General features: G+C 60.2%; 21 protein-coding genes and 2 tRNA genes. 17 read left to right on the top strand and 6 right to left on the bottom strand.

All coding sequences use genetic code 11. From position 1 onward, the window contains the following. Positions 1 to 5: 5 nt before the first annotated feature. Entirely contained in the window at positions 6 to 314 is a 309-nt protein-coding gene (yhbY, locus tag ACI2JX_RS22560; protein WP_186556499.1) for a ribosome assembly RNA-binding protein YhbY, read from the bottom strand. Positions 315 to 416: 102 nt separating this feature from the next. Here yhbY and rlmE point away from each other — a divergent pair, with 102 nt between their 5' ends. The 16 genes from rlmE (at position 417) to ACI2JX_RS22480 (ending at position 16,409) form a co-directional block, all read left to right on the top strand. After that, complete coding sequence (gene rlmE / locus ACI2JX_RS22555; RefSeq protein WP_404691016.1) at positions 417 to 1,043, top strand: 23S rRNA (uridine(2552)-2'-O)-methyltransferase RlmE; 627 nt, start codon at positions 417 to 419, stop codon at positions 1,041 to 1,043. Positions 1,044 to 1,247: 204 nt separating this feature from the next. Beyond that, the gene (gene ftsH / locus ACI2JX_RS22550; RefSeq protein WP_186556497.1) at positions 1,248 to 3,155 is read left to right on the top strand and encodes an ATP-dependent zinc metalloprotease FtsH; all 1,908 of its coding nucleotides are present in this window, start codon (positions 1,248 to 1,250) and stop codon (positions 3,153 to 3,155) included. An 8-nt stretch (positions 3,156 to 3,163) separates the two neighbouring features. Then, positions 3,164 to 4,015 carry a dihydropteroate synthase gene (folP, locus tag ACI2JX_RS22545; protein ID WP_404691015.1) on the top strand — a complete coding sequence of 284 codons (852 nt, stop codon included), beginning with the start codon at positions 3,164 to 3,166 and terminating at the stop codon, positions 4,013 to 4,015. Between the two features lie 16 nt (positions 4,016 to 4,031). Continuing rightward, a complete protein-coding gene (gene glmM / locus ACI2JX_RS22540) occupies positions 4,032 to 5,372 on the top strand; it encodes a phosphoglucosamine mutase (RefSeq protein ID WP_186556495.1) in 1,341 nt (446 codons plus the stop codon). Between the two features lie 66 nt (positions 5,373 to 5,438). After that, positions 5,439 to 6,194 (top strand): triose-phosphate isomerase, encoded by a 756-nt coding sequence (tpiA, locus tag ACI2JX_RS22535; protein WP_264236911.1) that lies wholly within the window; start codon positions 5,439 to 5,441, stop codon positions 6,192 to 6,194. 4 nt (positions 6,195 to 6,198) lie between these two features. Beyond that, positions 6,199 to 6,591, top strand: a complete 393-nt coding sequence (secG, locus tag ACI2JX_RS22530; RefSeq protein WP_264236912.1) for a preprotein translocase subunit SecG — start codon at positions 6,199 to 6,201, stop codon at positions 6,589 to 6,591. 21 nt (positions 6,592 to 6,612) lie between these two features. Next, positions 6,613 to 6,698, top strand: a tRNA-Leu gene (locus tag ACI2JX_RS22525). 98 nt (positions 6,699 to 6,796) lie between these two features. Further along, positions 6,797 to 6,873 (top strand) — tRNA-Met (locus tag ACI2JX_RS22520). 130 nt (positions 6,874 to 7,003) lie between these two features. After that, positions 7,004 to 7,462 (top strand): ribosome maturation factor RimP, encoded by a 459-nt coding sequence (rimP, locus tag ACI2JX_RS22515; protein WP_186556492.1) that lies wholly within the window; start codon positions 7,004 to 7,006, stop codon positions 7,460 to 7,462. Positions 7,463 to 7,521: 59 nt separating this feature from the next. Next, positions 7,522 to 9,003: a transcription termination factor NusA gene (gene nusA / locus ACI2JX_RS22510; protein WP_368972097.1), complete on the top strand. Its 1,482-nt coding sequence runs from the start codon at positions 7,522 to 7,524 to the stop codon at positions 9,001 to 9,003. 27 nt (positions 9,004 to 9,030) lie between these two features. Next, positions 9,031 to 11,559 (top strand): translation initiation factor IF-2, encoded by a 2,529-nt coding sequence (gene infB, locus ACI2JX_RS22505; RefSeq protein ID WP_186556490.1) that lies wholly within the window; start codon positions 9,031 to 9,033, stop codon positions 11,557 to 11,559. Positions 11,560 to 11,676: 117 nt separating this feature from the next. Continuing rightward, positions 11,677 to 12,078: a 30S ribosome-binding factor RbfA gene (gene rbfA, locus ACI2JX_RS22500; RefSeq protein ID WP_186556489.1), complete on the top strand. Its 402-nt coding sequence runs from the start codon at positions 11,677 to 11,679 to the stop codon at positions 12,076 to 12,078. Between the two features lie 3 nt (positions 12,079 to 12,081). Beyond that, positions 12,082 to 12,999 (top strand): tRNA pseudouridine(55) synthase TruB, encoded by a 918-nt coding sequence (truB, locus tag ACI2JX_RS22495; RefSeq protein ID WP_264236915.1) that lies wholly within the window; start codon positions 12,082 to 12,084, stop codon positions 12,997 to 12,999. 148 nt (positions 13,000 to 13,147) lie between these two features. Then, positions 13,148 to 13,417, top strand: a complete 270-nt coding sequence (gene rpsO / locus ACI2JX_RS22490; RefSeq protein WP_009404303.1) for a 30S ribosomal protein S15 — start codon at positions 13,148 to 13,150, stop codon at positions 13,415 to 13,417. 250 nt (positions 13,418 to 13,667) lie between these two features. After that, positions 13,668 to 15,773 (top strand): polyribonucleotide nucleotidyltransferase, encoded by a 2,106-nt coding sequence (gene pnp, locus ACI2JX_RS22485; RefSeq protein WP_186556487.1) that lies wholly within the window; start codon positions 13,668 to 13,670, stop codon positions 15,771 to 15,773. A gap of 285 nt (positions 15,774 to 16,058) precedes the next feature. Then, positions 16,059 to 16,409 carry a BON domain-containing protein gene (locus tag ACI2JX_RS22480; RefSeq protein WP_264236918.1) on the top strand — a complete coding sequence of 117 codons (351 nt, stop codon included), beginning with the start codon at positions 16,059 to 16,061 and terminating at the stop codon, positions 16,407 to 16,409. An 84-nt stretch (positions 16,410 to 16,493) separates the two neighbouring features. Here the strand turns inward: ACI2JX_RS22480 and ACI2JX_RS22475 are convergent, their stop codons facing one another. Continuing rightward, the gene (locus ACI2JX_RS22475; RefSeq protein ID WP_404691014.1) at positions 16,494 to 16,796 is read right to left on the bottom strand and encodes a putative quinol monooxygenase; all 303 of its coding nucleotides are present in this window, start codon (positions 16,794 to 16,796) and stop codon (positions 16,494 to 16,496) included. A gap of 60 nt (positions 16,797 to 16,856) precedes the next feature. Between ACI2JX_RS22475 and ACI2JX_RS22470 the strand changes: the two genes are divergently transcribed. Beyond that, positions 16,857 to 17,270: a VOC family protein gene (locus ACI2JX_RS22470; protein WP_264236921.1), complete on the top strand. Its 414-nt coding sequence runs from the start codon at positions 16,857 to 16,859 to the stop codon at positions 17,268 to 17,270. 182 nt (positions 17,271 to 17,452) lie between these two features. On the opposite strand, the gene ACI2JX_RS22465 is transcribed toward ACI2JX_RS22470, so the two are convergent. The 4 genes from ACI2JX_RS22465 to pgi all read right to left on the bottom strand — a co-directional run bounded on the left by ACI2JX_RS22465 (position 17,453) and on the right by pgi (position 25,150). After that, on the bottom strand, positions 17,453 to 20,389 hold the full coding sequence (locus tag ACI2JX_RS22465; protein ID WP_404691013.1) for a DUF748 domain-containing protein: 2,937 nt from the start codon (positions 20,387 to 20,389) through the stop codon (positions 17,453 to 17,455). Positions 20,390 to 20,467: 78 nt separating this feature from the next. Then, a complete protein-coding gene (locus ACI2JX_RS22460) occupies positions 20,468 to 21,337 on the bottom strand; it encodes an oxygenase MpaB family protein (RefSeq protein ID WP_264236924.1) in 870 nt (289 codons plus the stop codon). A 39-nt stretch (positions 21,338 to 21,376) separates the two neighbouring features. Beyond that, a complete protein-coding gene (gene acs / locus ACI2JX_RS22455) occupies positions 21,377 to 23,314 on the bottom strand; it encodes an acetate--CoA ligase (RefSeq protein ID WP_404691012.1) in 1,938 nt (645 codons plus the stop codon). 171 nt (positions 23,315 to 23,485) lie between these two features. Then, positions 23,486 to 25,150 carry a glucose-6-phosphate isomerase gene (gene pgi, locus ACI2JX_RS22450; RefSeq protein ID WP_264236927.1) on the bottom strand — a complete coding sequence of 555 codons (1,665 nt, stop codon included), beginning with the start codon at positions 25,148 to 25,150 and terminating at the stop codon, positions 23,486 to 23,488. Positions 25,151 to 25,619 lie beyond the last annotated feature (469 nt).

Genomic DNA, 25,619 nt, shown 5'->3' with positions numbered 1-25,619 from the left:
CACCGTTACTTGAAGCGGTGGATGTTCGACAGCTGCTTGTTCGGTTGCGGATTCTTGCGGTAGATCAGCGCTTTTTTGCCGATGGTCTGCACCAGTTCGGCGCGGCCGGCCTTGCACAGCCCGGCGATGGCAGCGGCACGTTCTTCGCGATCCTCGGAGCGAATTTCGACCTTGATCAGCTCATGGTCGGCCAGGGCGCGTTCCAATTCGGCGATAACGCCTTCGTTCAGGCCGTTGCCGGCAACGATCAAGACCGGCTTCAGGTCGTGACCAATAGACTTGTACTGCTTCTTCTGCTCGTTATTGAGCGGCATAATCTGACCCTTTTCGTCTGATTCTGTAAAATTGGTAGCCATTTTACCCGAGGGCCTGTGGCTCCGCCCAGTCAATCACGACGCTAATCATCGAGGTGCCCCGTGGTACAGCGTTCTAAAAGCAGCCATAACTGGCTGAGAGAGCATTTCAACGATCCTTTCGTCAAGCAGGCGCAGAAGGATGGCTATCGCTCGCGTGCGAGCTACAAACTGCTGGAGATCCAGGAAAAGGACAAGTTGATCCGTCCTGGCATGAGCGTAATCGACCTGGGCGCGGCCCCGGGTGGCTGGTCGCAGGTGACCAGTCGTCTGATTGGTGGCCAAGGTCGGCTGATCGCCTCCGACATCCTGGAAATGGACTCGATTCCGGATGTGACCTTCATTCAGGGCGACTTCACCGAGGAGGCGGTGCTGCAAAGCATCCTTGAAGCGGTCGGCAATTCACACGTGGACCTTGTGATTTCCGATATGGCCCCCAATATGAGTGGTACGCCTGAGGTGGACATGCCGCGGGCCATGTTCCTCTGCGAGTTGGCACTGGACCTGGCGACCCGGGTTCTGCGTCCAGGCGGAGATTTCCTGATCAAGATCTTCCAGGGTGAAGGTTTTGATGTGTACCTCAAGGACGTGCGCAGCAAGTTCGACAAGGTGCAGATGCGCAAGCCGTCCTCCTCGCGGGATCGATCCCGTGAGCAATACCTGCTCGGCAGGGGCTTCAAAGGGGCGTGAAATGGCACTTCGCGTGGTGGGTGATAGTTAATTCCAATCAGCCGCCGCGTCAGGATTGTCCGAACTTCGTGTAGTCTAGGTTTCACAAAGGGTTACAGACGGCACCTGCGGATGCGTGGGTAATGTAGTAAGTTAGGGCGGTGAATATCATGCGAGGCACGGCTGCGTCGTGCGCCGACCTCAGAGGGTAGCTAATTGAACGACATGGCAAAGAATCTGATCCTGTGGTTGATCATCGCGGCCGTCCTGGTGACGGTGATGAACAACTTCTCCAGCCCGAACGAGCCGCAAACCCTCAACTACTCTGACTTCATCCAGCAGGTCAAAGACGGTAAGGTCGAGCGAGTCACGGTCGACGGCGCCGTCATTACCGGCAAGCGCACCGATGGCGACAACTTCAAGACCGTACGTCCGGCCATTGCCGACAACGGCCTGATTGGCGACCTGGTCAACAACAACGTTGTTGTCGAAGGTAAGCAGCCTGAGCAGCAAAGCATCTGGACCCAACTGCTGGTAGCCAGCTTCCCGATCCTGGTGATCATCGCGGTGTTCATGTTCTTCATGCGCCAGATGCAGGGCGGTGCGGGCGGCAAGGGCGGGCCGATGAGCTTTGGCAAGAGCAAGGCGCGCCTGCTTTCCGAAGACCAGGTCAAGACTACCCTGGCTGACGTCGCCGGTTGCGACGAGGCCAAGGAAGAAGTTGGCGAGCTGGTCGAGTTCCTGCGTGATCCGGGCAAATTCCAGCGCTTGGGCGGTCGTATCCCGCGTGGCGTGCTGATGGTTGGCCCACCAGGTACCGGTAAGACCCTGCTGGCCAAGGCCATCGCCGGTGAAGCGAAGGTGCCGTTCTTCACCATTTCCGGTTCCGACTTCGTCGAAATGTTCGTGGGTGTTGGTGCAAGCCGCGTCCGTGACATGTTCGAGCAAGCCAAGAAGCACGCGCCGTGCATCATCTTCATCGATGAAATCGACGCCGTCGGTCGCCACCGTGGCGCCGGCATGGGCGGCGGTCACGACGAGCGCGAGCAGACCCTCAACCAGTTGCTGGTCGAGATGGATGGCTTCGAGATGAACGATGGCATCATCGTTATCGCTGCCACCAACCGTCCAGACGTGCTCGACCCGGCGCTGCTGCGTCCTGGTCGCTTCGACCGCCAGGTGGTGGTGGGGCTGCCGGATATCCGTGGTCGCGAACAAATTCTCAAAGTGCATATGCGCAAGGTGCCGATTGGCGAGAACGTCAACCCTGCCGTTATTGCACGTGGTACTCCGGGCTTTTCCGGTGCCGACCTGGCCAACCTGGTCAACGAAGCGTCGCTGTTCGCTGCTCGTTCGAGCAAGCGGGTAGTTGAAATGAAGGAGTTCGAGCTGGCCAAAGACAAGATCATGATGGGCGCCGAGCGCAAATCCATGGTCATGTCCGAGAAAGAAAAGCAGAACACCGCTTACCACGAAGCAGGTCACGCCATCGTTGGTCGTGTCGTGCCTGAGCATGACCCGGTCTACAAGGTCTCGATCATTCCGCGCGGTCGTGCGCTGGGTGTGACCATGTTCCTGCCTGAGGAAGACCGTTACAGCCTGTCCAAGCGTGCGCTGATCAGCCAGATCTGCTCGCTCTACGGCGGTCGTATCGCCGAAGAAATGACCCTGGGCTTCGATGGCGTCACCACCGGTGCCTCCAACGACATCATGCGTGCCAGCCAGATTGCGCGGAACATGGTCACCAAGTGGGGCCTGTCCGAGAAGCTGGGGCCGCTGATGTATGCCGAGGAAGAAGGCGAGGTGTTCCTGGGTCGCAGTGCAGGTTCCCAGCACGCCAGCGTGTCGGGCGAAACCGCCAAGCTGATCGACTCCGAGGTACGTAGCATCATCGACCAGTGCTATGCCACGGCCAAGCAGATCCTCACCGAGAACCGCGACAAGCTTGACGCAATGGCCGAGGCCCTGATGAAGTACGAAACCATCGATGCCGACCAGATCGACGACATCATGGCCGGTCGTACACCACGCGAGCCTCGTGACTGGGATAACGATGCCGGCACCTCCGGCAACCAGGCTTCCCAGGGTGATCGACCGGAGTCGCCGATCGGCGGTCCTGCGGCTCAACACTAAGGGTTATCATGACCTCACAGCTGTACCCGACCCGGTTGCCTTGCGGCAACCGGGTTCTTGATTTGTCCCGTACCCATGTCATGGGTATTCTCAATATCACCCCTGATTCCTTCTCCGACGGTGGCCGGTTCAGCCAGCGCGACGAAGCCCTGCGCCATGCCGAAGCCATGGTCGCGGCAGGTGCGACCTTGATCGACATCGGCGGCGAGTCCACTCGTCCAGGTGCCCGGGCAGTGTCTGTCACCGAGGAGCTCGAGCGCGTGGCGCCGATGGTCGAGGCGATCAACAGTCGCCTGGATGTGGTTATCTCGGTCGATACCTCTACCCCGGCAGTGATGCGCGAGTCGGCCCGTCTGGGCGCTGGCCTGATCAACGACGTGCGCGCGCTGGAGCGTGATGGCGCGTTGGACGCCGCCGCGGCGACCGGCTTGCCGGTGTGCTTGATGCACATGCGCGGTGACCCGGATAACATGCAGGACAACCCCCGCTACGACGATGTCACCGTCGACGTGACGCGCTATCTTGAACAGCGTATGGCGGCCTGCGTGGCGGCCGGAATCAGCGCCGAGCAGATCGTCCTCGACCCGGGCTTTGGTTTTGCCAAGACCCTCGAGCACAACCTGAGCCTGTTCAAGCACATGGAGGCGCTCTATTGCCTCGGTCGCCCGCTGTTGGTGGGCGTGTCGCGCAAGAGCATGATCGGCCTGACCCTGGATCGTCCGGTCGGTGAACGGTTGTATGGCAGCTTGGCCCTGGCAGCCCTGGCCATGACCAAGGGTGCAAGCATCCTGCGTGTGCACGATGTGGCTGAGACCGTCGACGTGGTGCGCATGATCGCCGCCGTGCAGAACGCCGAATAAGAACACTGGAGTTCCTATGAGCAGAAAATATTTTGGTACCGATGGTATCCGTGGCCGCGTTGGCGAATATCCGATTACTCCGGATTTCATGCTCAAGCTGGGCTGGGCGGCAGGCATGGCCTTCCGCAAGCAGGGTGCTTGCCGAGTGTTGGTGGGCAAGGACACGCGGATTTCTGGCTACATGTTCGAATCTGCGCTGGAGGCTGGTTTGTCTGCGGCCGGTGCCGATGTGATGTTGCTCGGGCCGATGCCAACTCCGGCGATCGCCTACTTGACTCGCACCTTCCACGCCGAGGCGGGGATCGTTATCAGTGCTTCGCACAATCCTCATGATGACAACGGCATCAAGTTCTTCTCCGGTCAGGGCACCAAGTTGCCCGACGAAGTCGAGATGATGATCGAGGAGCTCCTCGACCAGCCGATGAATGTGGTCGAATCGAGCAAGCTGGGCAAAGTTTCCCGGATCAACGATGCCGCGGGTCGCTACATCGAGTTCTGCAAGAGCAGTGTCCCGAGCAGCACCAGCTTCGAAGGTCTGAAGCTGGTGATCGATTGTGCTCACGGTGCTACCTACAAGGTCGCGCCAAGCGTGTTTCGCGAGTTGGGCGCCGATGTCACGGTGCTGCATGCACAGCCCGATGGCCTGAACATCAACCTGAACTGTGGCTCGACCCATATCGAGTCGCTGCAGGCTGCGGTGTTGGTCGGTCATGCCGATTTGGGCATCGCCTTCGATGGTGATGGCGATCGGGTGCTGATGGTTGACCATACCGGCGCTATCGTCGACGGCGACGAACTGCTGTTCATCATCGCCAGGGACCTGCAGGAGCGCGACAAGCTGCAGGGTGGGGTGGTGGGTACCCTGATGAGCAACTTGGGCCTGGAACTGGCCTTCAAGGAGCTTGATATCCCCTTCGTGCGCGCCAAGGTCGGCGACCGCTACGTGATGGCCGAGTTGATCGAGCGTGAGTGGATCCTCGGTGGGGAAAACTCCGGGCACGTGGTGTGCTGTAACCACACCAGCACCGGTGATGCGATCATTGCCGCGCTGCAGGTGCTGATGGCGCTCAAGCGTCGTGGCGAGAACCTGGCCCAGGCGCGTCAGGCGGTGCGCAAGTGCCCTCAGGTGCTGATCAATGTGCGCTATGGTGCCGGGGCCGACGATCCGCTGGAAAACCCTGCGGTGAAAGAAGCCAGTGCCAAGGCAACCGAGGCGATGGCCGGTCGCGGCCGGGTGCTACTGCGCAAGTCCGGTACCGAGCCGCTGGTGCGGGTGATGGTCGAAGGCGATGATGAGCATCAGGTCCGTGGCCATGCCGAAGCCTTGGCCAAGCTGGTTGCCGAAGTTTGTGCGTGAAAGACCCTTGCCAGCGCAGTTCGGGTTGGGTAAGATCTGCGCCCACTTTGACCGACGAGGTAAAGCATGCGTCGCCCCATGGTAGCTGGTAACTGGAAGATGCACGGTACCCGCGCCAGCGTCGCTGAGCTGACCCAGGGCTTGAGCAATCTGTCCCTGCCGAGCGGTGTAGAAGTTGCGGTTTTTCCTCCCGCCTTGTTCATCAATCACGTGATTGATGGATTGGCTGGTAAAGGAATTATCGTTGGAGCACAGAATTCTGCTGTACAGTCCGAACAGGGCGCGCTGACCGGCGAAGTTGCACCGAGTCAGTTAGCTGAAGTGGGTTGCAAGTTGGTGCTGGTCGGGCACTCTGAGCGTCGCCAAATCATTGGTGAAAGCGATGAAGTGCTCAACCGCAAGTTTGCAGCCGCTCAGGCAAGTGGTTTAACGCCAGTGCTCTGCGTAGGGGAAACCCTCGAAGAGCGTGAGGCAGGCAAGACGCTCGAAGTTGTAGGGCGTCAACTAAGCAGTATCATCGATGAGTTCGGTGTTAAGGCTTTTGCCAATGCTGTAATCGCCTATGAGCCTGTATGGGCCATTGGTACGGGTTTGACGGCCTCGCCTCAACAAGCTCAGGATGTGCATGCTGCCATCCGTAAGCAGTTGGCGGCAGAGAACGCCGAAGTTGCCGAGCATGTGCAGCTTCTCTACGGCGGCAGCGTGAAGGCGGCCAATGCGGCCGAACTGTTCGGCATGCCGGATATCGATGGGGGGCTCATTGGTGGAGCGTCCCTGAACGCAGACGAATTCGGTGCAATTTGTCGCGCCGCAGGAAACTGAACAAATGATGGAAACAGTCGTAGTTGTTTTTCATCTGTTGGCTGCACTGGCACTGGTAGTGCTGGTATTGCTGCAACAGGGTAAAGGTGCGGAAGCAGGTGCATCTTTCGGCGCAGGTGCTTCTAATACTGTGTTCGGAAGTCAAGGTTCTGCTACCTTCCTGAGTAAATTTACTGCTATACTCGCTGCCACTTTCTTTTTAACTGCACTTGGGTTAGGATACTTCGCGAAAGAGCAAGCTCACCAGCTGACTCAGGCAGGTCTGCCAGATCCAGCAGTTTTGGAAGTTAAAGAGCAGAAGCCGGCAGTAAATGATGATGTACCGGTGCTCCAGGAGCAGAAGAGCGAAACCACCAACACTGGTGATGTACCTCCTCCGAGCCAAGAGCAGAAGTAACGGGTTTCAAGAAGTAGTATTGCCGAGGTGGTGGAATTGGTAGACACGCAACCTTGAGGTGGTTGTGCCCATAGGGTGTAGGGGTTCGAGTCCCCTTCTCGGTACCAATTGAAGCAAGAGAGCCCGCTTTAGCGGGCTTTCTTGTAGGTGGAGGTCGGATTGACCCAGTAGCGGGTTCAGTCTTATACTTTCGCCCCAGCTTTGTCGCGGGGTGGAGCAGCTTGGTAGCTCGTCGGGCTCATAACCCGAAGGTCGTTGGTTCAAATCCAGCCCCCGCAACCAGCTTCAGCGGAGCCCCTTTTCAGGGGCTTTTTGCTAGCCGAACAGTTTTAGGCGTCGTTGTCCAACGGCGCTTTCAGGGATGGGCGCTTTGCCCATTTTTTATTTGCACAGCATGCACGAGGGGGTTCAGGTGTCGAGCAAGCTAGAACAGTTGCAGGCCTTGTTGGCCCCGGTTGTCGAGGGTCTGGGCTATCAGTGCTGGGGGATCGAGTTCATCTCCCAGGGCAAGCATTCGGTGCTGCGTATCTACATCGACAAGGAAGGCGGAATCCTGGTGGACGACTGCGAAGCAGTCAGCCGACAGGCCAGCGCGATCCTCGATGTGGAAGATCCGATTACTTCCGAATACACCCTTGAAGTGTCCTCTCCTGGCATGGATCGCCCGCTGTTCACGCTCGAACAGTTTGCCTCGCATGCCGGCGAGCAAGTGAAGATCAAGCTGCGTTCACCCTTCGAGGGTCGTCGTAACTTCCAGGGCCTTCTCCGCGGCGTGGAGGAGCAGGATGTGGTCGTCCAGGTAGACGATCAAGAGTTCCTGTTGCCGATCGACTCGATCGACAAGGCCAATATTATTCCCAGTTTTGACTGAGACGTGCCGGACCCGGCGGACTATCCGGGCCCAATGGCTTGCGCAAGGCGAGGCGTACGATGAGCAAAGAAGTACTGCTGGTTGTTGAATCGGTATCCAACGAAAAGGGTGTACCGCCCGGCGTCATTTTCGAGGCGCTGGAAGTGGCTCTGGCCACTGCAACCAAAAAACGTTTTGAGGACGAAGTCGACCTGCGTGTGGAAATCAACCGCCACACCGGTAGCTACGAGACCTTCCGTCGCTGGACCGTGGTCGACGAAGCCGATCTTGATGATCCGGCGATCGAGACCTGGCTGGACAAGATTCGCGAGACCCACCCTGAAGCCAAGGTCGGTGACGTGATCGAAGAGAAGATCGAGTCTATCGAATTCGGTCGTATCGCCGCTCAGACCGCCAAGCAGGTCATCGTGCAGAAGGTCCGCGAGGCCGAGCGTGCGCAAGTGGTCGACGCTTACCGCGAACGTGTTGGCGAGATCATCTCCGGTACCGTGAAGAAGGTCACCCGCGACAACGTCATCGTCGACCTGGGCAACAACGCCGAGGCGTTGCTGGCTCGCGAAGACATCATTCCACGCGAGACTTTCCGGGTTGGCGTGCGCCTGCGTGCGCTGCTCAAGGAAATCCGCACCGAGAACCGCGGTCCGCAGCTGATCCTGTCGCGTACCGCGCCGCAGATGCTGATCGAACTGTTCCGCATCGAAGTGCCGGAAATCGCCGAAGGCCTCATCGAGGTCATGGCCGCTTCCCGTGATCCGGGTTCGCGCGCCAAGATCGCCGTTCGCTCCAAGGACAAACGCATCGACCCGCAAGGCGCCTGCATCGGCATGCGTGGTTCGCGTGTCCAGGCGGTGTCCGGCGAGTTGGGCGGTGAGCGTGTGGATATCGTCCTGTGGGACGAGAACCCCGCGCAATTTGTCATCAACGCCATGTCGCCGGCTGAAGTCGCGGCGATCATCGTTGATGAGGATGCCCACGCCATGGATATCGCCGTGGCCGAGGACAACCTGGCCCAGGCCATCGGTCGTGGTGGTCAGAACGTTCGCCTGGCAAGCCAGCTCACCGGCTGGACCCTGAACGTGATGACCGAGAAGGACATCCAGGCCAAGCAGCAAGCCGAGACTGGCGACATCCTGCGCAACTTCATCGACGAGCTGGAAGTCGACGAAGAACTCGCCCAGGTGCTGGTCGACGAAGGCTTCACCAGCCTGGAAGAAATTGCCTACGTACCGTTGGAAGAAATGCTCAACATCGATGGCTTCGACGAGGATATCGTCAACGAGCTGCGCGCTCGTGCCAAGGACCGCCTGTTGACCAAAGCCATCGCTACCGAGGAAAAACTGGCAGACGCCCATCCGGCCGAAGACCTGCTCTCGCTTGAGGGCATGGACAAGGACCTGGCGGCCGAACTGGCGGTGCGCGGCGTGGTTACCCGCGAAGACCTGGCCGAGCAGTCGATTGACGACCTGCTCGACATCGACGGCATCGACGAAGAGCGTGCCGGCAAGTTGATCATGGCCGCCCGAGCCCACTGGTTCGAGTAATTAGGCGCGGCCTGAGGAGAGAAGTGCATGACGCAAGTCACGGTGAAAGAATTGGCCCAAGAGGTCGCTGCACCGGTTGAGCGCCTGCTGCAGCAGATGCGTGAGGCAGGTCTGCCGCACACCGACGCCGGTCAGGTAGTGACCGACAATGAGAAGCAGGCTTTGCTGGCTCATCTGAAGAGCAGCCACAAGGCAAAAGTGGAAGAGCCACGCAAGATCACCTTGCAGCGCAAAACCACCAGCACCCTGCGTGTCGCCGGTAGCAAGAGCATCAGCGTAGAAGTACGCAAGAAGAAAGTTTTCGTTCAGCGCAGCCCGGAAGAGATCCAGGCTGAGCAGAACCGCGAGCTGGAAGAGCGCCGCGCCGCTGAAAACGCTGCACGCGACAAGGCTAACGCCGAAGCGCGTCAGCGCGCCGAGGAGCAATCCCGTCGCGAAGCGCCACAAGCCGCTGTTGCCAGCAAGCCTGAGGCCGCGCCTGCCGCTGCCCCGGTGGCTGCTGCCCCAGCTGCGGCCCAGGAGCCTGTGAGCGAAGAAGCCGCAGTCCGCGCAGCCGAGCGCAAGAAAGAAGAAGCGCGTCGCACCGAAAACCGCACCCGCGATGAAGATCGTCGTGGTGGTCGTGGCGAAGCGCCGCGCGTCTCGATCAAGGTCAAGGTCAAGGAGAAAGAAAAAGCTCCGACGCCTCGTGCCGCTCCGCGTACCACCGAAGAAGAAAGCGATGGCTTCCGTCGCGGTGGCCGTGGCAAGGGCAAGCTGAAAAAGCGCAACGCGCATGGCTTCCAGAGCCCGACCGGTCCTGTCATCCGTGACGTGACCATCGGCGAGACCATCACGGTTTCCGACCTGGCCAACCAGATGTCCGTCAAGGGCGCTGAAGTGGTCAAGTTCATGTTCAAGATGGGTACTCCGGTCACCATCAACCAGGTGCTCGATCAGGAGACCGCTCAGCTGGTCGCCGAAGAGCTCGGCCACAAGGTCACCCTGGTCAGCGACACTGCCCTGGAAGATTCCCTGGCCGAATCGCTGAAGTTCGAAGGTGAGAGCGTACCGCGTGCTCCGGTTGTGACCGTCATGGGTCACGTTGACCACGGTAAGACCTCGCTGCTCGACTACATCCGTCGTGCCAAGGTTGCCGCTGGCGAAGCCGGTGGTATCACCCAGCACATCGGTGCCTACCACGTCGAAACCGACCGCGGTATGGTCACTTTCCTCGACACCCCAGGTCACGCTGCGTTTACCCAGATGCGTGCCCGTGGTGCCAAGGCGACCGACATCGTCATCCTGGTGGTGGCGGCGGACGACGGCGTAATGCCGCAAACCCGCGAAGCCGTTCAGCATGCCAAGGCAGCTGGCGTTCCGCTGGTCGTTGCAGTGAACAAGATCGACAAGCCGGGTGCCGACCTCGATCGCATTCGTAACGAGCTGTCCGTCGAAGGCGTGACCTCCGAGGACTGGGGTGGCGACACTCCATTCGTCAAGGTTTCGGCGAAGATGGGTACCGGTGTCGACGAGCTGCTCGAAGCCGTACTGCTGCAAGCCGAGATCCTCGAGCTCAAGGCCACCCCAACCGCGCCTGGCCGTGGTGTCGTGGTCGAATCGCGCCTGGACAAGGGCCGCGGCCCAGTTGCCACCATCCTGGTTCAGGACGGTACGCTGCGTCAGGGCGACATGGTCCTGTGCGGTTCGAACTATGGCCGCGTTCGCGCCATGCTCGACGAGAACGGCAAGCCTGTGAAAGAAGCCGGTCCGGCCATTCCAGTCGAGATCCTCGGCCTGGACGGCACGCCGGAAGCCGGTGACGAGCTGTCGGTAGTGGCTGACGAGAAGAAGGCCCGTGAGGTCGCTCTGTTCCGTCAAGGCAAATACCGTGAGGTCAAGCTGGCCCGTGCTCACGCTGGCAAGCTGGAAAACATCTTCGAGACCATGGGTCAAGAAGAGAAGAAGACCCTCAACATCGTCCTCAAGACCGATGTTCGGGGTTCTCTCGAAGCGCTGCAGGGCTCGCTCGGCGGCCTGGGCAACGACGAAGTGCAGGTGCGCGTGATTGGTGGTGGCGTCGGTGGTATCACCGAGAGCGACGCCAACCTGGCCCTGGCGTCCAACGCGGTGCTGTTCGGCTTCAACGTGCGTGCCGATGCCGGTGCACGCAAGATCGTCGAGCAGGAAGGTCTGGATATGCGTTACTACAACGTGATCTACGACATCATCGAAGACGTCAAGAAAGCCCTGACCGGCATGCTCGGCAGCGATGTTCGCGAGAACATCCTGGGCGTCGCCGAAGTGCGTGACGTGTTCCGTTCGCCGAAGTTCGGCGCCATCGCTGGCTGTATGGTCATCGAGGGTACCGTTCACCGCAACCGTCCAATCCGCGTTCTGCGCGAGGACGTGGTGATCTTCGAAGGCGAGCTGGAATCGCTGCGTCGCTTCAAGGACGACGCGGCCGAAGTCCGCTCGGGCATGGAGTGCGGTATTGGCGTCAAGAGCTACAACGACGTCAAGGTCGGCGACAAGATCGAAGTCTTCGAGAAAGTCCAGGTGGCTCGTACCCTGTAAGGGTCGAGCTGGCAGAAGCCCCGCCCCAGGGCGGTTGGCAACGCCTCTGCAGGTAGCGCCCGGTCCGGCTTAAAGCCTGGCCGGGCGTTTGCCGCTTTAAGTTACAGGTAGCAAAGAATGGCAAAAGAATATAGCCGTACCCAACGCATTGGCGATCAGATGCAGCGTGAGCTGGCCGAGCTGATCCGCCGTGAAGTCAAAGACCCGCGCGTCGGCCTGGTGACCATCACCGCCGTCGACGTCAGCCGTGACCTGGGCCATGCCAAGGTGTTCATCACGGTCATGGGCCAGGAAGATGCCCCCGACGCGATCAAGCAGTCGGTCAAGGCGCTGAACAGCGCCGCCAGCTTCCTGCGCCTGCACCTGGGGCGCTCGATGCAACTGCGCAGCGTGCCGCAACTGCATTTCCATTTCGATGAAAGCGTCAGCCGCGGTGTGCACCTGTCGGCACTGATCGAGCGTGCAGTGGCTGAAGACCGTCTGCATCAGGGTTCCAACGAGCCGGACACCAAGGAGTAACGGGTGGCCCAGGTCAAACGAATCCGCCGCAACGTCAGCGGCATCATCCTGCTCGACAAGCCATTGGGGTTCACCTCCAACGCCGCCTTGCAGAAGGTCCGCTGGTTGCTCAATGCCGAGAAGGCCGGCCATACCGGCAGTCTCGATCCCCTGGCCACCGGCGTGTTGCCGCTGTGCTTCGGTGAAGCGACCAAGTTCTCCCAATACCTGCTCGATTCCGATAAAGGTTACGAGACGGTCATGCAGTTGGGGCAGACTACCAATACCGCCGATGCCGAAGGCGAAGTCTTGCAGACTCGCGAGGTGACCGTTGGTCGCGCCGATATCGAGGCCTTGCTGCCACGTTTTCGCGGCCCGATCAGCCAGATCCCGCCGATGTACTCGGCGCTCAAGCGTGACGGTCAACCGTTGTACAAATTGGCCCGTGCAGGAGAGGTAGTGGAGCGCGAGGCGCGTTCTGTTACTATTAACCGCTTGGAGCTGCTCGAGTGCGAAGGCACCCGTGCGCGCCTGTCGGTTGGTTGCAGCAAAGGCACCTATATCCGCACCCTGGTGGAGGATATCGGTGAGGCGCTGGGCTGTGGTGCCTATGTCGCCGAACTGCGTCGAACCCAGGCTGGCCCCTTCGAGTTGGCACAGACCGTGACCCTCGAGGAGCTCGAACAAGCCCATGCCGAAGGTGGCAATGAAGCGCTCGATCGCTTCCTGATGCCGTCTGACAGCGGGTTGCAGGACTGGCCGCTGGTGCATCTATCCGAGCACAGTGCGTTCTACTGGCTGCATGGCCAGGCAGTACGTGCGCCGGATGCGCCGCAGTTCGGCATGGTCCGGGTACAAGATCACAATGGTCGCTTCATCGGTATCGGTGAAGTGAGCGAAGACGGGCGCATTGCGCCGCGTCGTTTGATTCGGTCGGAATGACCGATACCAACTGCGAAAGCTTCGGCTGACACAGGTGGATACGAGGATGGCTGTCAGTAGGCACGGTCACACCTCTTTTTATTAATACAGGGTTCGTCCCTGGCCTATTGGACCCCGCTTGCGGGATCCGTTTATCTGGAGATGCCAAATGGCCCTCAGCGTTGAAGAAAAAGCTCAAATCGTTGCCGACTATCAGCAAGCCGCCGGCGACACCGGTAGCCCGGAAGTGCAGGTTGCTCTGCTGACCGCCAACATCAACAAACTGCAAGGCCACTTCAAGGCCAACGGTAAAGACCACCACTCGCGTCGTGGCCTGATCCGTATGGTTAACCAGCGTCGTAAGCTGCTGGACTACCTGAAGGGCAAAGACACCACTCGTTACAGCGCCCTGATCGGTCGTCTGGGTCTGCGTCGCTAATAGCGGCCTGGCCAGTGGTGTGCATGGCGTTGTCGCATTCTTCGGCAGTGCTGCTTGGCAGCGCTACCGTCGGACACGCTACGCGTATCTTCGAGGTTGGCAGCCTGGCATCGCTGAGCGGTTTATCCGCTCAGTAGCCAGGCTCCCAGCCTCGATTTGTATCTGGACGGTCAATGGGGCCGATTCCCCGTTCTGCCCAAGAATTCGTAAGAAACCAGTTCCCCCAGAGCCACTGAAAAGGTAGGAAACCGTGAACCCGGTAATCAAGAAATTCCAGTTCGGTCAATCGACCGTTACGCTCGAAACCGGCCGCATTGCCCGTCAGGCATCCGGCGCCGTGCTCGTCACCGTCGACAACGACGTCACCGTGCTGGTGACCGTGGTCGGTGCCAAGCAAGCTGATCCAGGCAAGGGCTTCTTCCCGCTGTCTGTTCACTACCAGGAAAAGACCTACGCCGCAGGCAAGATCCCAGGTGGTTTCTTCAAGCGTGAAGGCCGTCCTTCCGAGAAAGAGACCCTGACTTCGCGCCTGATCGACCGTCCGATCCGTCCGCTGTTCCCTGAAGGCTTCATGAACGAAGTGCAGGTTGTCTGCACCGTCGTTTCCACCAGCAAGAAGACCGATCCGGACATCGCTGCGATGATCGGTACCTCGGCTGCCCTGGCGATCTCCGGCATTCCATTCGAAGGCCCGATCGGCGCCGCCCGTGTTGCTTTCCATGAGAGCACCGGCTATCTGCTCAACCCAACCTACGAGCAACTGGCCGCTTCGAGCCTGGACATGGTCGTCGCCGGTACTGCCGACGCCGTGTTGATGGTTGAATCGGAAGCCAAAGAGCTGACCGAAGACCAGATGCTGGGCGCTGTGCTGTTCGCTCACGATGAATTCCAGGCCGTTATCCAGGCTGTCAAAGAGCTGGCTGCCGAAGCTGCCAAGCCGACCTGGGACTGGAAACCTGCCGTTGCCAACACCGAGCTGCTCAACGCTATCCGCGCTGAGTTCGGCGACGCCGTTTCCCAGGGCTACACCATCACCGTCAAGGCCGACCGTTACGCGCGCCTGGGCGAGCTGCGCGATCAAGCGATCGCCAAGTTCTCCGGCGAAGAAGGCCAGCCTTCTGCCGCCGAAGTCAAAGAGATCTTCGGTGAGATCGAGTACCGCACCGTTCGCGAAAACATCGTTAACGGCAAGCCACGTATCGACGGTCGCGACACCAAGACTGTACGTCCGCTGAACATCGAAGTCGGCGTTCTGCCAAAGACTCACGGTTCGGCCCTGTTCACCCGTGGCGAAACCCAGGCCCTGGTCGTTGCGACCCTGGGTACTGCCCGTGACGCCCAGCTGCTGGACACCCTCGAAGGCGAGAAGAAAGACCCCTTCATGCTGCACTACAACTTCCCACCGTTCTCGGTAGGTGAGTGTGGTCGTATGGGCGGTGCTGGCCGTCGCGAAATCGGCCACGGCCGTCTGGCTCGTCGTTCGGTTCAGGCCATGCTGCCTGCTGCTGACGTGTTCCCGTACACCATCCGTGTCGTTTCGGAAATCACCGAATCCAACGGCTCGAGCTCCATGGCTTCGGTCTGCGGCGCTTCGCTGGCCCTGATGGACGCTGGTGTACCGATGAAGGCGCCGGTTGCCGGTATCGCCATGGGTCTGGTCAAGGAAGGCGAGAAGTTCGCCATCCTCACCGACATCCTCGGTGACGAAGACCACCTGGGCGACATGGACTTCAAGGTAGCCGGTACCGCCAAAGGTGTTACCGCGCTGCAGATGGACATCAAGATCAACGGCATCACCGAAGAGATCATGGAAATCGCCCTGGGCCAGGCCCTGGAAGCGCGCCTGAACATCCTCGGCCAGATGAACCAGATCATCGGTCAATCGCGTACCGAGCTGTCGGCCAACGCTCCGACCATGATCGCGATGAAGATCGACACCGACAAGATCCGCGACGTGATCGGCAAAGGTGGCGCGACCATCCGTGCCATCTGCGAAGAGACCAAGGCTTCGATCGATATCGAAGACGACGGCTCGATCAAGATCTTCGGCGAAACCAAGGAAGCGGCTGAAGCAGCACGCCAGCGCGTTCTGGGTATCACCGCTGAGGCCGAGATCGGCAAGATCTACGTGGGTAAAGTTGAGCGCATCGTCGACTTCGGCGCGTTCGTCAACATCCTGCCTGGCAAAGACGGCCTGGTGCACATCTCGATGCTCAGCGATGCGCGTGTCGAGAAAGTCACCGACGTGCTCAAAGAAGGTCAGGAAGTTGAAGTACTGGTACTGGACGTGGACAACCGCGGCCGTATCAAGCTGTCGATCAAAGACGTTGCCGCGGCCAAGGCTTCGGGCGTTTAACAGCACAGCTGTAGCGTAAGAAAAGGACCCTTCGGGGTCCTTTTTTTTGGCCTGGGTTTTACCGCTGGTTCTCTGGCAACAAACCCTTGGTGTACTTGCATCTTGCACGCAGGTTTATCCCGCTACATGCAAAATGCACGATAGCTACTCCTGAGTATAAATCTTAACCTATTGATTTATAACGATTTTATTGAATGTAAAAACCTGGCACAGCCCCTGCAATAGTATCTTCACCTGACGCCAAAAGACCTGGCGCAGACCTTTCGAACAACAGGAGTGTCTCGTATGAAGAAGTTCGCCATTGCTGCCGCTGCTGCAACCGCTCTGACCCTGACCATGGCTAACGCGGCCTTTGCCCAGCAGCCAACCCAGGCGCCTATGATGCTGGCGGCTGGTGAAGTCACCAAGGCCAAGGAAGAGACCAAGGACACCTGGATCACCACCAAGGTGAAAGCTGATCTGCTGACTGAAAAAGGCATTCCAGGCAGTGACATCAAGGTCGAGACCAACAAAGGGGTTGTTTCGCTGTCCTCGGACGTCGCTATCACCGAAGCCCAGAAAACTACCGCTGTTGACATCGCCAAGAAAATCAAAGGCGTTCAAGCCGTTTCGGCTGACGGCCTGAAAGCCGAATAAGGATTGTCCCGACGGCCACAAGGATTTGGCCACCCACACAAAAACCCCGGCTCAGGCCGGGGTTTTTATTTGCCTGGGGGACTTTCAACTCACCGGGTTACGCGCCACCACGTCACTTTCGAAACACGCCTGATCGACAATCAACGGCTCTACCAGTGGGCGGCTATTGCGAAAGTGCGCGGTCTGCGTGTGCGCTTCATAAGCGGCGTCGTCGCGATAAATCTCGTAGAGATAGATCACATCTGGGTCGAGGCGATCCTGGGATACGTCGAACACTAGGCAGCCAGGTTCAGTCGCCACGGAAGCAGCGGCGTTGGCTGTGATTGCGCTCAGGAAAGCATCGGCGCTGCCGGGTTTGACACGGGTCTTGATGAACAGGCTGTACACAGGGCGTCCTTTTTGTTTTAAATTCTGTTTTGAATTGTATACAAAAATGGAGCCCTGCCAATGTCCGAATTACCTGCACGCCCTGGTCGACTCAACGGTCTGCGCCACATTGCCCTGTTGGTACCCAATCTGGAGGAGTGCGAGCGCTTTTATGTCGATGTACTCGGTATGGAAGTGCTGCACCGAGCCAACGAAGACCTGATTTATCTCACTTGCGGCAACGACAACCTATCGCTGGGGCGTGGCGCTGGGGCTGCCAACGGGCTGCAGACCTTGGACCACTACGGGTTCATTGTCGACAGCGTGGAAGAGTTGGACGCCTGGTACCAGTATTTCAAAGCGCACGGCGTCACCCTGCTCGATAGGCCTTTCAATCATGGCGATGGCGCGCGCAGTTTCCATTTGCTCGATCCTGCGGGCAATAAAGTGCAGCCGCTGTATCACCCGGCAGTATCAGGGCAGCGGTTGGTCTAGGCGGGGGGGCAGTTGCAGGGTTGCGATTTGAGTTGTCTGTTTTGGGCCTGCTTTGCAGCCCTTCGCGGGCAAGCCCGCTCCTACAGGGACCGCGCCGCTCTGTAGATGCGGGCTTGGTGGAGCACCGGGACGCCGCGAAGGGCTGCCCAGCAGCCCCAAAACAGACGATACAAGCTTGAGAGCTACTCAGCGTCTAGATGCATCGGCGTGATCACCCGCCCATCGCTCTCGGCATTACCCAGGGTGGTATCGATGAAGTACACCCGGTCATCCTCAAGCTTGCCCTTGTCCACCAGGTAATCCTTGATAGTGCCGGCGCGCTCTTGGCCCAATTGACGCAGCAGCGCAGCGCTTTCCGCCCACGACTTGATCACCGCTTCGCGCAGCTTGGCCGTACGTTCATCGCGGCTCAGTTCCTGCCATTCGCCCGGGGGCTGCTGTTTCAAGCGCGTGCGGTAGATGCCTTCGAGCATGGCCGGCTTGTCGCTGTCATCTACCACCAACATGGAGGCGTTGGCCGGCACCTTGTCACCGCGGCGCTGGAGGATCTTGTACCAAGTAGCCTGGTACTCGCGCTCCAGACGCTGTTCGGCGATCAGGGGGCCGTCGCTGGTCTGGGCGCTGGTGCCTTCGATTTCCAGGCGCAGTTCCGGGCGCTCTTTAAGGGCGGAGGCCAGCTTGTCCAGGGCCGACTGCGCGTCGCCACTCAGGTCGCTGGAACCTGGAGCAAAGGCCACGGTGCCGAGGTCTTCCGAGCCACCGCCGGCGACCAGCCCACCAATGAACTTGAACGGCGCCTGGGCTGCACGCAGCACCAGGTTGCGCAGGGTCTGCCAGACGATCGGCATGACGCTGAACTGGGGATTATTAAGGTCGCCGGTGACCGGCAGCTCGATCGAGATTTTGCCTTCGGTATCCTTGAGCAGCGCCACCGCCAGGCGGATCGGCAGATCCACGGCATCCGGGCTGTCGACTTTCTCACCCAGTTGCAACTGCTCGACCACCACTTTGTTCTCGGCTTTGAGCTGGCCGTTGGTGATCAGGTAGTGCAGGTCGAGGTTCAGCCGCCCCTTGCGGATGCGGAAACCTGCGAACTTGCCGGAGTAGGGCGTCAGGGTGGTCAGCTCGACCCGTTTGAAGCTGGTAGCGATGTCCAGGCTGGCCATCGGGTTGAATGGATTGAGCGCACCTTTGATGGTGACCGGGGCATAACGGTCGACCTTGCCCTTGATGTCGACTTTCGCCGGAGCCGGCTTGCGGTTGTCGATGGTGCCAACCTGGCCATTGAGCTGCTGCACCGCCGTGGCGAAGTTGGGGGTCAGGGTCAGGTCGGCGAAATTCGCCGAGCCATCGTTGATGTCGATCTGCCCGATGTGAATCCCCAGCGGCTTGTCGTTACTGGCCGCTGCCGGCTTGGATTGGGCTGTGCTCGCGCTACCGGCCGGTTGTGGAATCAGCAGGTCATCGACGTTGGTGGTGCGATCTTCGTTGATGATGAAGCGCGCATACGGCTGCAGCAGATTGACCTTGTCGATCGACAGGGCATCACCATGCACATAGGACAGACCGTCGAGGTTCAGTTGCTGCCATTTGACGAAATCACGGTTCTTGATCGTATCGAGGGTGTGCAGTTGGTTGACCTGGGCCTTGCCGCCGACGCTGAAAGCCAGCGGCTCGGTGCTCTTGAGGTCGACCTTGAGGTTGCTCGAGAGCATGCCACTGCGCAGTTCCAGGCGAATGAACGGGCTGATGTAGGCCTGGGCCACCCGCAGGTCGATATCGCTGGTAGTGACATCGAGCTTGGCCGTTACCGGTGCCAGGTTGACCTGGCCTGCGGCCTGCAGCTTGCCTTGCTTGCCGACGCCAGTGTCGAGCTTGAGGGTGAAGGGCGACTGGTTGAGGCTGTCGAAACCCTGCAGGTCAACATTGAGCGGACCGACGTCCAACGCTACCGGCTCTTTCTGGCTGCGGTCAGCCAGGTGAATCATGTAGTTGCGCGCCTGTACATCCTTGAGCAACACCTGCCAAGGCTTGCTCGGCTCTGCCGCGGCTTTTTCCTCGCTGCTGGGTTCAGCAGCAGCAGGCTCGGCTTTTTCTTTTGGACTGGCCTTGGCCGGCTGGCTGGCGAACAACTTCTGCCAGTCGAGCTGGCCATCTTTTTCCAGTGCTGCCCAGGTTTCCAGTTTCTCACTACGGATTTTGCCGACGGTGACCAACTGCTTGGCCAGGTCGATAGAGGTGTCGCTGACCTCAAGGTTCGCCAGGCGGGCCAATGGGCGGCCGTCCGGGGCCTTGATGGCGAACGGGGCGATGCGCACCGAGGTGTTGTCCAGCAACAGCTCGGTTTCCTTCGCCAGGTTGAGCTTGTAGTGGGTGTCGAGGCTGATTACGCCGTCTTCCAGGACCAACGGCACAGCATCGCGCACATAGGGCCACCAGGCTTTCATTTTGCCGTCGGTGATCTTCAGGGTGCCTTCGGAGGCGATCGGGGTCAGACTCAAGGTGCCTTTCCAGTCGATGCGGCCACCGGCCGGGCCATTGGCGACCAGGCTCATGTCGGCGTTGTCCTCGGGCAGGGTGCTGAGGTTCTTCAACTCAAGGTTCATCGAGTCGTAAAGAAATTCGATTGGCTCGCTCGGACGCAAATCCTTGAAGTGCAAGTAGCCTTCGTTGAGCTTGATGCTGCCAATGCGCAGCGGGAAAGGATCACTCGCCGGCTCTTCGGCTTTCGGCTCGCTGGGCGGCAGTTTGAACAGCTGGGTGAGGTTGAGGCTGCCGTCTTTGGCGAACAGCACTTCGCTGCGCGCCTTGTCCAGCTCCACTGCATCCAGGTGCAGCGCGCCGCTCCACAGGCTGTCGAGCGAGAGGTTGGCGTAAAGGCGTTCGAAGCCGACCTGCTCTTTACCCTGCTCGCCAATCTGCAAGCCCCAAAGCGTCAGTTCAAGGCTGAAGGGGTTGAGCTCGATACGCGTCAATTGGGCCGGCACCGTGGCGTACTTGGCCAACTGCTGGTTGGCAATACGCAGGCCGACGCCGGGGAGAATGAGGAAGCCGAGCAGGCTATACAGGGCCACGAGGGCCAGCAAGGCGCCGATGGCGCGAGTCAATCCTTTGGGCATGTGCAGCTTCGTCTATCCAAGCGGGAGTGCTTGGAGTATGGCACGTTAAATCGGTTCCGCAGAACCAGCCAAATTACCTTAGTCGATGCCCATGCGCCGCCTGGCCCGATGCGCCGAGCTATCGCGCATGGCCCAGCGCAAGACCGGCGCGGTGCGGGCAATGCCCAGGCGGATCATGCGACTGCGCAATTGCCCCTGGTGCAGACCGAGCATGTCCCGGCCCCAGTCCGGCAGCAGGTCGATGCCCGCTTGCAGCATGAGTTTGCCCACAGGCTCAGCCAGGCGGCTGGGGGCAGGGGCCTCAAGCAGAATGCTCACTACCTCAAGGCTACGGGCGTCGCATTGCAGGTGCGGGCGCATGCGTTGCAGGTAGTCGTCGATCTGCTGGCAGGAGCGAGGCACGTTGCGTGCGCCAAGGCGCTCGGCGATCAGTGCGATCTCATCGTAATAAGCGTCCTGGTCGGCGCGCGACAGATGGGGGTTGCGGTAACGCAGGTGCGCGGCAAGAAAACTGCTGACTTCGGCCACATGCACCCAGGTCAGCAGGTCGGGATCACTGGCGGCATACGGGCGGCCATCGGCAGCGGTGCCGACCACTTGCAGGTGGATAGTGCGCACCTTGTCGATCAACCATTGGGCATCGCGGGTCGAGCCAAAGGTGGTGCCGGAGATGAACTGGCTGGTGCGGCGCAAGCGACCCAGCAAGTCCTGACGAAAGTTGGAGTGATCCCACACCCCGGCCAACGCCAGCGGATGCAGCAGTTGCAGCATCAGCGCACTAATGCCGCCAACCAGCATGCTAGGGAAGTCGCCATGCACCTGCCAACTGATGCTCTTTGGTCCAAACAAGCCAGGGTCGCCTTTGGGCGATTCCAGGTCGAGCTGGCCGAGGGCCAGCCCGGTGAGGCTCATGACCTGGGTTTCGATACGACGGCGTAAGGCTTCCATGGCGACCTGCTGTTGGGGGCAGCCCGCCATGGGCCGCCGTCATTGGTTGAGGCGTTTGTCGATCAAGCCCTGGACCACGCTGGGGTCGGCCAAGGTCGAAGTATCGCCCAGGCTGTCCAGCTCGTTGCAGGCGATCTTGCGCAGTATACGCCGCATGATCTTGCCCGAACGTGTCTTGGGCAGGGCCGGCGCCCACTGGATCAGCTCGGGCTTGGCGAAGCTGCCGATCTCCTTGCTGACCAGTGCCAGCAATTCGGCCTTGAGGCCATCGTCAGGGCTCACCCCATTCATCGGCGTGACAAAGGCGTAGATGCCTTGACCCTTCAGGTCGTGAGGGTAACCGACCACAGCCGCCTCAGCGATGCTGTCGTGCAGCACCAGCGCGCTTTCCACCTCGGCAGTGCCGATGCGGTGGCCAGAGACATTGATCACATCGTCGACCCGCCCGGTGATCCAGTAGTCGCCATCGGCGTCGCGACGGGCGCCGTCACCTGTGAAGTAGTAGCCGGGCAGCGGTTTGAAATAAGTGTCGACCATGCGCTGATGATCGCCGTACACACTGCGAATCTGTCCAGGCCAGCTGGCCTTGATCGCCAGCAGCCCAGCGCCTGCGCCCTCGATCAGCTTGCCCTGGTCGTCCAGCAGCACCGGCTGCACTCCAAACAGCGGCTGAGTGGCGCAGCCTGGCTTGAGCTGCGGGTTGCCTGGCAGCGGGCTGAGCATGATGCCGCCGGTTTCGGTCTGCCACCAGGTATCGACAATCGGGCAGCGCTTCTGCCCAACCTCCTCGAAGTACCACTCCCAGGCTTCCGGGTTGATCGGCTCGCCGACGCTGCCAAGCAGCCGCAGGCTTTGCCGCGAGGTGCTTTGCAGTGGGCCTGAGCCTTCGCGCATCAGCGCGCGCAGGGCGGTTGGCGCGGTGTAGAAGATGTTCACCTGGTGTTTGTCGACCACCTGCCAGAACCGCGAGGTGTCCGGGTAGTTGGGCACGCCCTCGAACATCAGCGAGATCGCCCCATTGGCCAATGGGCCGTAGACGATATAGCTGTGGCCAGTGACCCAGCCGACATCGGCGGTGCACCAGAACACCTCGCCGTCACGGTAATCGAACACCACCTTGAAGGTCAGCGTGGCTTGCAGCAGGTAACCGCCGGTAGTGTGCAGCACGCCCTTGGGTTTGCCGGTGCTGCCGGAGGTGTACAGGATGAATAGCGGCTCTTCAGCTGCCATTGGCTCGGGCGGGCAGTCGTCGCCGGCCAGTTCGGTCGCGGTGTGGTACCAGAGGTCGCGGTTGTTGTCCCAGGCGACTTCGCCACCGGTGCGCCGCACCACGAACACGCTGCTGACGTTGGGGCAACTGGCCAGTGCCTTGTCGACGTTTTGTTTGAGCGCGATGCGTTTGCCACCACGTACGCCTTCGTCGGCGGTGATCACGGTGCGACAATCGGCATCGAGGATGCGGTCGCGCAGGGCGTCGGGGGAGAAGCCGCCGAAGACCACCGAGTGAATCGCGCCGATGCGAGCGCAGGCGAGCATGGCGTAGGCAGCTTCAGGGATCATCGGCATATAGATGCATACCCGATCGCCTTTTTTCACGCCGCGGGCCTTGAGCGCGTTGGCCAGGCGGCAGACTTGCCGGTGCAGTTCGCGGTAGCTGATGGCTTTCGAGTCTTGCGGATCGTCACCTTCCCAAAGCAGTGCGGTCTGCTTGCCGCGCGTGGCCAAGTGACGGTCGATGCAGTTGTAGCTGACATTCAATTGGCCACCGTCGAACCAGCGCGCCTCGCCGGTTTTCAGGTCCGACTGCTGCACGCTGGTCCAGGGCTTGATCCAATCCAGGCGTAGTTTGGCCTGCTCGGCCCAGAAGCTGTCTGGGTCGTCTACCGACTGGCGGTAGAGGCGTTGGTAATCGTCCACAGTCAGCTGCGCGGACTGGCTGACGGCCAAGGCGGTGGGGTATTTGCTGAGATCGAACATGGCGGGCTGTCCTGCTCTTGTCGTGGCAATCATTCGATGGACAGTGTAGTTAGCGAACGTGTTCCACGAATTGGGCAGGGCAGAAACCATCGCGGGGCAAGCCTGCCCCCACGCCCTTCAAGGCTGCGTGAGAGCGGGCTTACCCCGCGCTGGTGAGTGGGCAGCGGCGGATCAGCCGCGGTGACGCCCACGGAAGTAGTTGATCAAGCCCTGGGTAGAGCCGTCTTCGGCGGACTCTTCCTGAGCGCCCACCAGACGCTGGTAAACACCCTTGCCGAGCTCTTTGCCCAGTTCCACGCCCCACTGATCGAAGGCGTTGATGCCCCACACCACGCTTTGCACGAACACCTTGTGCTCATACATCGCCACCAGTGCGCCGAGGCGGCGCGGGCTGATGCGCTCGACTACCAAGGTGTTGCTCGGGCGGTTGCCCGGGATCACCTTGTGCGGCGCGAGCTTTGCGATGTCCGCTTCGTTTAGGCCTTTGCCGCGCAGTTCGGCCTCCGCCTCTTCGCGGGTCTTGCCGAGCATCAGCGCCTGGCTCTGCGACAGGCAGTTGGCGTACAGCCACTGGTGATGGTCGGCGACCGGGTTGAAGCTCACCACAGGGACGATGAAGTCCGCCGGGATCAAGTGGGTGCCTTGGTGCAGCAGCTGGTGATAAGCGTGCTGACCATTGCAACCCACGCCACCCCAGATCACCGGGCCGGTCTCGGTTTTCACCGGGGTGCCGTCTTGCAGCACGCTCTTGCCGTTGGATTCCATGTCCAGCTGTTGCAGGTGCTTGGTGATGTTACGCAGGTAGTGGTCGTACGGCAGGATCGCGTGGCTGTTGGCGCCCCAGAAGTTGCCGTACCAGACGCCGAGCAGGGCCAGCAGGACCGGCATGTTCTTGTCGAACGGCGCGGTTTGGAAGTGCTGGTCCATGGTGTAGGCGCCAGACAACAGCTCCTTGAAGTTGGCGGTGCCGATGGCCAGGGCAATCGGCAAGCCGATGGCCGACCACAGCGAGTAGCGCCCGCCGACCCAGTCCCACATGGGGAAGATGTTCTCTTCACGAATACCGAAGGCCACGGCGGCGGCCTTGTTGCTCGAGACGGCGATGAAGTGGCGATACAGCTCGGCCTCGGAGCCGCCTTGGGCCAGGTACCAGGTCCGGGCGGCCATGGCGTTCTTCAGGGTCTCGAGGGTGTTGAACGACTTCGACGAGACGATGAACAGCGTGGTTTCGGCGCGCAGGTTGGCCGACAGCTCGTGGAACTCGCTGCCGTCGATGTTCGCCAGGTAATGGCAGCGTACCCCGCGCTGGGCGTAGGGCAGCAGGGCTTCGGAAACCAGCTCCGGGCCGAGGAACGAGCCACCGATCCCGATGTTGACTACGTCGGTGATCGGCTTTTCGCTGTACCCGCGCCACAGGCCATCGTGGATGCGGCCGACCAGCTCGGTGATCTGGTTGAGGACCTTGTGCACCTCCGGCATCACGTTGACGCCATTGACGCTGAGCTTGTCGCCCACCGGGCGGCGCAGCGCGGTGTGCAGCACCGGGCGACCTTCCGAGGCGTTGATGATTTCGCCGTTGAACATCGACTCGATGGCCTGGGCAAGATCGACTTCATTGGCCAAATTGACCAGTAGTTCGCGGGTCTGCTCGGTAATCAGGTTTTTCGAGTAGTCGAGGAACAACCCGCAACTGCTCAGGGAAAACTGGTCGAAGCGCTTGGAATCGGCAGCGAAGGCTTCGCGCATGCTGAAGCCCTGCATGGCGTCGCGGTGTTGCACAAGCGCCTGCCAAGCGGGCAGCGCCGTCACATCATGGGGGGTACGGTAATACGCCATTGCGGATGGTTTCCTTGATGCATGATCGTGCCTTGGACAACGGGCAGTCGCTGCCGGTTGCAGGCTGGGGATCATTATAGGCATTGCTTGCGTGGGGGGAATGGGGGCAGGCAGGGAGAATTTGGGCCGCTGCGCGGCCTTCGCGGGCAAGCCCGCTCCCACAGGGATCGAGATGACCTTGAGGGATTCGCTAAGACTCACGGCAAACAGTGGGCCTCACAGGCACAACAATGATCGCGTGAAACATGCAAGTCCCTGTGGGGGCCGGCACAGGGATTGAGATGACCTTGAGGGATTCGCTAAGACTCACGGCAAACAATGGGCCTCACAGGCACAACAATGATCGCGTGAAACATGCAAGTCCCTGTGGGGGCCGGCACAGGGATTGAGATGACCTTGAGAGATTCGCTAAGACTCACGGCAAACAATGGGCCTCGCAGGCACAACAATGATCGCGTGAAACATGCAA

This window comes from Pseudomonas sp. NPDC088890 (genome assembly GCF_044900155.1).
Classification (GTDB): domain Bacteria; phylum Pseudomonadota; class Gammaproteobacteria; order Pseudomonadales; family Pseudomonadaceae; genus Aquipseudomonas; species Aquipseudomonas urmiensis.
This window is presented reverse-complemented; position numbering and strand designations above follow the sequence as displayed.

Excerpts from the sequence above, each read along its gene's own strand:
- ACI2JX_RS22460 (WP_264236924.1), bottom strand. The coding sequence starts at position 21,337 with ATGGAAGCCTTACGCCGTCGTATCGAAACCCAGGTCATGAGCCTCACC.
- rpsO (WP_009404303.1), top strand. The coding sequence starts at position 13,148 with ATGGCCCTCAGCGTTGAAGAAAAAGCTCAAATCGTTGCCGACTATCAG.
- tpiA (WP_264236911.1), top strand. The coding sequence starts at position 5,439 with ATGCGTCGCCCCATGGTAGCTGGTAACTGGAAGATGCACGGTACCCGC.
- secG (WP_264236912.1), top strand. The coding sequence starts at position 6,199 with ATGATGGAAACAGTCGTAGTTGTTTTTCATCTGTTGGCTGCACTGGCA.
- ftsH (WP_186556497.1), top strand. The coding sequence starts at position 1,248 with ATGGCAAAGAATCTGATCCTGTGGTTGATCATCGCGGCCGTCCTGGTG.
- ACI2JX_RS22465 (WP_404691013.1), bottom strand. The coding sequence starts at position 20,389 with ATGCCCAAAGGATTGACTCGCGCCATCGGCGCCTTGCTGGCCCTCGTG.
- ACI2JX_RS22480 (WP_264236918.1), top strand. The coding sequence starts at position 16,059 with ATGAAGAAGTTCGCCATTGCTGCCGCTGCTGCAACCGCTCTGACCCTG.
- folP (WP_404691015.1), top strand. The coding sequence starts at position 3,164 with ATGACCTCACAGCTGTACCCGACCCGGTTGCCTTGCGGCAACCGGGTT.
- acs (WP_404691012.1), bottom strand. The coding sequence starts at position 23,314 with ATGTTCGATCTCAGCAAATACCCCACCGCCTTGGCCGTCAGCCAGTCC.
- infB (WP_186556490.1), top strand. The coding sequence starts at position 9,031 with ATGACGCAAGTCACGGTGAAAGAATTGGCCCAAGAGGTCGCTGCACCG.
- ACI2JX_RS22470 (WP_264236921.1), top strand. The coding sequence starts at position 16,857 with ATGTCCGAATTACCTGCACGCCCTGGTCGACTCAACGGTCTGCGCCAC.
- pgi (WP_264236927.1), bottom strand. The coding sequence starts at position 25,150 with ATGGCGTATTACCGTACCCCCCATGATGTGACGGCGCTGCCCGCTTGG.
- glmM (WP_186556495.1), top strand. The coding sequence starts at position 4,032 with ATGAGCAGAAAATATTTTGGTACCGATGGTATCCGTGGCCGCGTTGGC.
- rbfA (WP_186556489.1), top strand. The coding sequence starts at position 11,677 with ATGGCAAAAGAATATAGCCGTACCCAACGCATTGGCGATCAGATGCAG.
- yhbY (WP_186556499.1), bottom strand. The coding sequence starts at position 314 with ATGCCGCTCAATAACGAGCAGAAGAAGCAGTACAAGTCTATTGGTCAC.
- nusA (WP_368972097.1), top strand. The coding sequence starts at position 7,522 with ATGAGCAAAGAAGTACTGCTGGTTGTTGAATCGGTATCCAACGAAAAG.